Source organism: Chitinophaga sp. (assembly GCF_035564935.1).
Classification (GTDB): Bacteria; Bacteroidota; Bacteroidia; order Chitinophagales; family Chitinophagaceae; genus Chitinophaga.
The window spans coordinates 1-7,428 of the sequence record NZ_DATMTE010000598.1 but is presented as its reverse complement, the minus strand read 5'-3'; the positions used below and the strand labels follow the sequence as shown (position 1 = coordinate 7,428).

Genomic DNA, 7,428 nt, shown 5'->3' with positions numbered 1-7,428 from the left:
GGGCACATAAGTGTCCAGTACCAGTACCCAGTCGTTCCCATCCTGTTGTGTGCCTGGCGGGTCAAAGGCGGCTATTCCCTTGTTAGGAAATTTACCAATCGGTATTACATGACCATTGCGGGGATCATACCAGGAAGCCTTCACGGTATCTCCGGCAATTTTGCCCATGTTCACCTGGAAATTGCGCCCATTGTAAGTATAAATAAAAGCATATTGTTTTCCGCGGGTGGCCAGCAGGCGGTTGTATTTATCGCCTGGCTCACCTGCAATAAGCGATTGATCAGGTATGCGTTCAAAGTAGGGCCGTGATAACAACAGGTTTTTCAGGTATATCATTTGTTGTGCGCCGGGTGCATTGATGGCATCTGACCAAACATCCGTTACACCATAGCTGCCTTTTTTATCTGCAGCGGCATGCATTTGCATCACGGCATTGTTACCGTAGGTATAACCTGCAGCGCCAGCAAACACCGACCAGTAACCATAGCGCCGCACGTCTTTATCGCTCCACCGGGTTTCCAGGGAATCGTGCAGTCCCTGTGGAATCCCTTCATATGATGGCTCCCCGTCAAGTGTAGGTTTAACGGGCGTTTGCCGGTAATCGGCTTCCACATATTTCCAGTTGTCTTCTCCGTAATGCAGTTCACCGGCGCTGGTGTCCTGGTCGTAGCGGCGGTGGCCGGACTGCATCATATTGAACTGCAGCCAGGAAGCCTGGTGGAACCATTGGGACGACTGCGTACGGCCACGGGGATGAAATGTAAGCAGGTGGCCGGGATCCTTTTCATGCAGGGTGGCGCCGATAACATTCCATATCCCCGTACCATCGCTGCCTTTAATATCGCCGCCATTCATCCAGATGATGTTGGGTTTGTGCTTATACCTGGCGGCCAGCCAATCAGCGTATATACGTGCCTGTTGTTCACTCACCCCGCCGGCTTTTACATTGGAGCCCCATACGGGCACCAGTGCCATGTACAAACCTTTTTCTGCTGCTTTATCTATGATATAGTCCACATGGTCCCAGAAATCATATTGTGTGGCATCGGCAAATGAGTTGCCCGTAGTGACATGAGGAGTAGCCACATTCTTATTCACCAGGGCAGAGTCCCCGTAAGCGTTCACCTGCTCAAGGCTGTGTATTACCATTACCTGTATCACATTGAATCCTTTGCTACAGCGGTCTTCCAGGTACTTCTCCGCATCTTCCCTGTTTAATTTATTAAACAACAGCCAGCCGGTATCGCCCAGCCAGAAGAAGGGCGCATTACCGCCGGTGGTAAAATACCTGCCATTGGAGGAAATGCCCAGTTTGGTGATACGTCCTGTTTGTGCGGGCACCGCATTAGTAACAGCCAATAGCGTGATAAGAAATATTATATAGATCTTTTGCATGCATCCAGTTTATTTATTACTTACCCAAATCACTACCGGCCCTTTCTGCGGGCTGGCGAGGCTAAAGGGCTTACCTCCTTTGATGATTTCTTTTTTAAGCAGATGCCCGTTTTCCGGGTTGATCCGGTAAATATGCCATGTGCCTTTGCCCGGGTCGAACTGCACCGCCCCGGTGGCATAAATAATATAGCCATGGCCGTTACCCAGTATCCATTGTCCTTTGGGGATGCCAGGTAATTCTACCGGTTGCATCGTAGCTGCAGCTTCCAGGAAACCATCAGCGGCGATTGTGGGAATACCTGCGAGAGAACCACCGGCCATGAAAGCTGCCCAGGAAAATTCATCATAAGCATTGCCGGCATATGTCACTGCTTTTCCGGGATACTGACGGCGGTATTCACGCACCGCCCTGTATACCTGTTCAAAGCTGCTCTTCTTTGGTTTCAGCAGGCGGGCATGCTGCCGTGGAGCAAGACTCTGCCCGCCTTTCGGGGCGTACAAACTGCCATCCGCCTGGTAATGCCACTGGCGTATATCTATCACCGTTATAGCCCCGGAGCGTACCGGATCTGCGAGTATGGCATCCTGTACATCCCTGGTGGTACTAAGACCAATAAGCGCCTTCTTACCGGTTTCTTTTTCCCATTCCAGGATGGTATCTATCCAAAATTCAACAAAAGATACAGGGCCGGTAAACTCAGCGCCTATATACTGGATCACGCCATTGTTGCCGGCGAAATTGCTGAGGCATTTGCGGATATAGGCGGTATGCAGTTTTCTTCGCACCGGGTCTGTAATATCATAGAACTGCGCTGCCATAAAAATGCGCTTGTCTCCTGCGTAAGGCGGAGGCTCAGGGAACCCTGTATGATTGATGTTATTGGCGGAGCGCCAGGGGAAATCGGCCCAATGTGCGCCGGCTTCAATAATATTATGCTGGAAATAATCCTGGTGAATAAGCACCAGTCCCTTTTCATCTGCCAGGTCGGCAAATTGTTTAAGACGCATCCAGTACCAGTCGTTGTAGCTGGTGAGATCATAGCGGCTAAGGCCATCCCAGGCGGTTCCCTGCCCGCTGCGTGCAAAAGGAAGTTCATAGAAAGGCGGCCATACTTCCCCGTCCATACGGCGGATGCGCTCATGATCATCGCGGCGGCGATCGTACCAAAGGCCATAGTTATGTTCCAGCGAAACAATGTGTTCGTCCGTCATCCATGATGCCACTTCCTCCAGGTCATCAGTCAGCCCTTTACCAATACGGCCCGGAACAAACCGGGTGATGGCAGGCATAGCTTCCCCGACGCCATCGGGCCTTACATTACCGCGCCACCAGGGCACTTCATAATGCCGGCCGGTTAATACGGTATTGCCGCGCAGCAGCCAGCCATTGCTCACACGCATAGGTGATGCAATGGCGCCCGTCACTTGTTTCGTATAACCGGCGCCGTTAAACATTTTAACCCCGGCAGTTTTTACCGGGATGGGATTCCGTTGTGCAGCCTGATCTATCCATTCCTGTAAGGTAAGCGCGGGTTGTACCGACCCGGCCGTTAGCGCTGCAGCCTGCTCTGCCGCGGGACTGCTGGAGGCTTCGGATTCCACCGGCAGCAGCTGCGCCCGTTTTAATACGTTATCGCCTATACGCGCTGCTAATTGTGCATAGTATAAACTTCTGGGATTGATATGTTCATTGGAAGATTCCCAGTAGCCGTTACCGGCAAACTGCGCCCAGGAGCCAAAGGCCCAGTTATTGGCAGTTGGCGGGCGGTAGCAGTCGATCCGTGCGGCGCTGCATTGCCATAACACGCTGTTGGCAGCGCTCCAGCCGGCGCCCTGGGCATCCTGCCCGAGGTTACCGAAACGGATGGCCTGCCCGTCTACATTCACAATATCAAACAACACACCGGAGGTCCAGCTGTCAATGGGGCCACTGAAACTCAAAGGCAGATGCGCTTCACATTGTACAAATGCGTTAGGTCCGGGTGCGCAAAAACCGACGGCGAAATCATGATACCCGTTTTCCGCATAGTTACGCTGGAAAAGCGTTTGCTGCCCGGCGGTAAAAAAAGTATAACGGCGTTGCCCACCGATTTCCGATACGGGCGCCAGCGATTTACAGTCTTCCACAGTGATGCGCATACCTGTTTCCAGCACAGCCACAGCAGAGCCGGCAAAATGTTCAAACGTTACCTGGCGTACCCATGCATCGCATACATTTTCCAGGGTGATAGCCATCCAGCGATGCGCTTCATCTTTCGGGTTCAGGGTGTCGTATACGGAACGGCAACGCAGGTGTTCCACACCGGTCTGACTGATACGCCCCGGCCAATTGTATCCGGCCAGGGTACCGCCGCCAAAGGCGGTATCCAACGCAGTGGTAAGCGGTGCATCCAACGTAATGGCGGTGCCGTTTACCGCTGTTATGGTTCTGTCCCATGTAATGTTGCGCTCACCAGGTTTCCATCCCAGCGTGGTAATGCCTCCTCCCTGGTGCTCCATCCCAATTTCGTGTATCCATTCCCGTGTAGAAGGGCGTTGCACCATCACTTTATCGCCTGCTTTGAATCCCTTCGTATCTGCTATATGAACGGTGCGTGCGTTGACCGGTACATAGGCATCTGTAATTTTAACAGCAGGGCCTGTTGTACGGTCCGCTTGCCCGGCGATACGGATCAGCGTTTGCCGGTTGTGGCCCTCCCCTGTGAGTACGGTACCATCAGTGCCCATGCCACTCCCTCTCAGCACTACGCCGGATGAACGGATCAGCAGACCGCCTTCCAGGTGGTAATTGCCTTGCGCTAATTGCACTGCCCCGCGGATGCCCTGTTGATCCGCAGGCAATGCCGCCACGTAATCCAGGGCTTCCTGTATAGCCGGAGTAGCATCGCCCTTTATAACAGGTACCACTATACGAACCGGTACATCCGGCACCGGCTGCCCTCCAGCCATATAACCGGAATAGGAAAAATCCGGTATACGATTACCCAGCGGGTCTGGTGTATACACCAGTTTGCCGGTGGCGTTCAGTGCCACCGGCGATACCGGTTTGGGTTTCTTTTGCGCTGTAACATGCGATACAGCGCCTGTTGCTATTAAACAAAAACTGATGATCAGGCTTTTCTTCATTGCGTCTTTTTAATCCGGGAAGCCGACTGCTAATTTGCGGTTGCGGCTTTTCTTTTTTTCCATTCTTCTTCCGCCTGCTTCATGTTGATACCTGCGGATGAAAGATAATTGTTGATCCTGCCTTTATATTTACCGAACCATTGATGTTTCTTTTCTGATGATCCGGCATCCATGGCGCGCTCACGGGCTTCCACCAGCCATGCCATGATCTGTGCCTTCTGTTCAGTGGTGAGGTTGGGCAACATATCATTATACACGCGATAAGTGAGCGGCAACACGCCATAGGTCATACCATCCTTTACCTGGTTTACCTGCTGAGGGTTCAGGTAGGCCGACAGCTTTGATAAATATGCGGTGTGCAGTTGTTCCACCGTTTGACTATTTGCATCTTCTATTTCTTTCAGATGCTTTGCCAGCGCCGGTTTATCATCCCCAAATTTCTCCCTGGCGGATTTTATGTCCTGGTCCCGTTGCGCCTGTATTTCATTTAAGTGGCGGTATTGCCCGGCTATCACATCTCTTACCAGCAGGGCACTGTCTGCCTGTGCAACACCTAATGTAGCCACAATTTTATCTGCGCGTTGATTAGCCACGCGGATGTAGGCACTGTCTTCACGGCTACCGGCCTGCAAGGCGAACAGTGAGGTATTACACCAAAGGAAAACGCCGGTCAACAGTATACCACCCTTCTTCATAAATTTTATCAGATTCCTGGTCATAATTCCAAGTTATTAATAAGCATTTATAATTACGAATGATTCAGGAATTGCTCAATATTCGTGTACCCATTCCCGTTGCTGGCGAGCTTTGACGCATCTGCCGGATCATTTGGATTTAACCCATGCTTCTTTTCCCAATCATCCGGCATCCCATCTCCATCGCTGTCTTTATAAGGAGTGCCTTTATACACCGGGTATCCGCCTACCTGGCTGATATCGGAGATGATACCGTCTTTATAGGATTCACTGCTGAGGCGGCGTTTAAGAAATTCGCTGCCTACATTTGTGGCGGAATTGTCTTTGTACTGTATCTTGCCGGTACGCACCTGTTCTACGATGCGGGTATCTACTGCATCACGTTTCGGCAACGTAGCGCCTGCATTTTTCAATACATAATCGAACGCCTCCTTTGCCGACATCACAGGAAAGGAAGGCATGGGGAAAGGCCTGGTAACGCGCATGCTATCCCGGTAGGGTCCTGCGTTGGATGCTTCTTCCACCTGTACACCGCCGTCCCAGTTATCTTTTGTTACCTTATCATAGCCTTCCATGATATTGCCGTTTACGTATGCCCTTCCGTACACATGATAACCGAGCTTACTGCGGCCGGATTCCGGCTTCAGGATACGATGGCCTACCGGTTCATTTTTTGGCGTTATAGGACCCGGTTTATAGTAGTTGTTGATCATATTGAACATGCCCCGGTAGTCTGACCCATCGGCGGAACGATGGCGCCAGTTGAACACTACATTGTTTACAAAGTTAAACACGCCATTCCAGCCGATAGATGGATTACGTCCGGTGTTACATGCCCAGAGATTGCGCATAAAGGTGGCATTTTCGCCGCCCAATGTGCTGCCGAAGGAATGGTTATAGGTGTCCAGTGCTTCAGCGGAAATAGTGTTCTGTATGGTTACATTTACCGTTGCCAGTTTTTGATCCTGCGAGCCATCGCCTGCGTTATACATATGCCGGTAGATAGAAATGTTTTCATCCAGGCCCCAGCTGGTAGAGCAGTGATCTATGATGATATTTCCAACGGGGTTACCACCGAGGGCATCATCTCTGCGGCCCACATAAGTTTCGCCGCGGCGGAAGCGCATGTAGCGTAATACTACGTCATGTGTGTTGATCCAAACAGATTCGCCCGCTACGCAAACGCCGTCGCCGGGTGCGGTTTGACCTGCAATGGTGATATAGGGCGCCCGGATAATAAGCGGACTTTTCAGCCGGATAATGCCCGCCACATTAAACACTACAATGCGTGCCCCGCCTTGTTCACAAGCATCACGCAAGGTACCGGGACCACGGTCTTCCAGGCTGGTTACCACATATACTTTTCCTCCCCTGCCTCCAAACGAATAGGCGCCGCCGCCCATCGCGCCGGGAAAGGCCGGGATATCGGCCTGCGGCAGATCGTAAGGACGCGTAGCCCATGGAATGTACGGTTTGCCATGAACAGCATCCTGCTGAATAATGGGTAATGCTTTTGCCCATGCCTCATCAGAGAGCCGCTGTGCTTCTTTCAATGCGGCTTCACTGGAATCCTGGATACGTTTTGGAATAGTAGGGTACTGGGCTTTTACCGCCTGTGCAGCTGCACACATTCCTAATACTGCCAGTAAAAATGCTTTCCTGTTCTTCATTGTGTTATGGTTGTTATTTAAGCTGATTTACGTTTATTTAAGCGGGTCAAAAGCACCCGGGCCGGTGAAGCCATCCCAGTCTTTTGTTTGCTCCAGGTACGGTGCATTATTAAGGATCGACTGACTTAAACCGAAAAAATAATACTGATTATACCACACAAACTTCCAGTTGTTCTTAGTTGGGTCCAGGTCATCTTTCTCTATCACTTCAAAATAATGATCATACAGGTAATCGACATACTGCTCCTGGTCGGTGATGCCCGGCGGGAAAGCGGCTGGTTCACGCTCTGCGATCACTGCGCCGCTGCCACCGTGTTGTGGTGTATAAAGCGGGTCCTGGTTATTTGCGCCGGTATATTTTGAACCGTCATTATTTTTTACATAAATAAAAAGGCCCGTTCTGCGGGTGCCTGTTAATGGTTGTACTCCCAAACGGGTACAGGTGCCGTTATCATTATTAAAAAGCAACCAGCGTCTCAGGTCCCAGAAACGTTTTCCTTCGTATGCCAGTTCTATTTTACGCTCGTTGAGCACGGCGGCAA

The 7,428-nt window shown here is 51.2% G+C and carries 5 protein-coding genes; all 5 read right to left on the bottom strand.

The features are described 5' to 3' along the window. On the bottom strand, positions 1-1,395 hold a 1,395-nt coding region (locus VN105_RS15165), incomplete at its 3' end, for a glycoside hydrolase family 140 protein (RefSeq protein WP_325642338.1). A gap of 9 nt (positions 1,396-1,404) precedes the next feature. Continuing rightward, positions 1,405-4,521 carry a DUF6298 domain-containing protein gene (locus VN105_RS15160; protein ID WP_325642336.1) on the bottom strand — a complete coding sequence of 1,039 codons (3,117 nt, stop codon included), beginning with the start codon at positions 4,519-4,521 and terminating at the stop codon, positions 1,405-1,407. A 29-nt stretch (positions 4,522-4,550) separates the two neighbouring features. After that, positions 4,551-5,240 (bottom strand): DUF3826 domain-containing protein, encoded by a 690-nt coding sequence (locus VN105_RS15155; RefSeq protein ID WP_325642334.1) that lies wholly within the window; start codon positions 5,238-5,240, stop codon positions 4,551-4,553. 29 nt (positions 5,241-5,269) lie between these two features. Beyond that, a complete protein-coding gene (locus VN105_RS15150; RefSeq protein ID WP_325642332.1) occupies positions 5,270-6,886 on the bottom strand; it encodes a polysaccharide lyase in 1,617 nt (538 codons plus the stop codon). Between the two features lie 33 nt (positions 6,887-6,919). Continuing rightward, positions 6,920-7,428 (bottom strand): RagB/SusD family nutrient uptake outer membrane protein (locus VN105_RS15145; protein ID WP_325642330.1); only part of this gene is annotated, 509 nt, incomplete at its 5' end.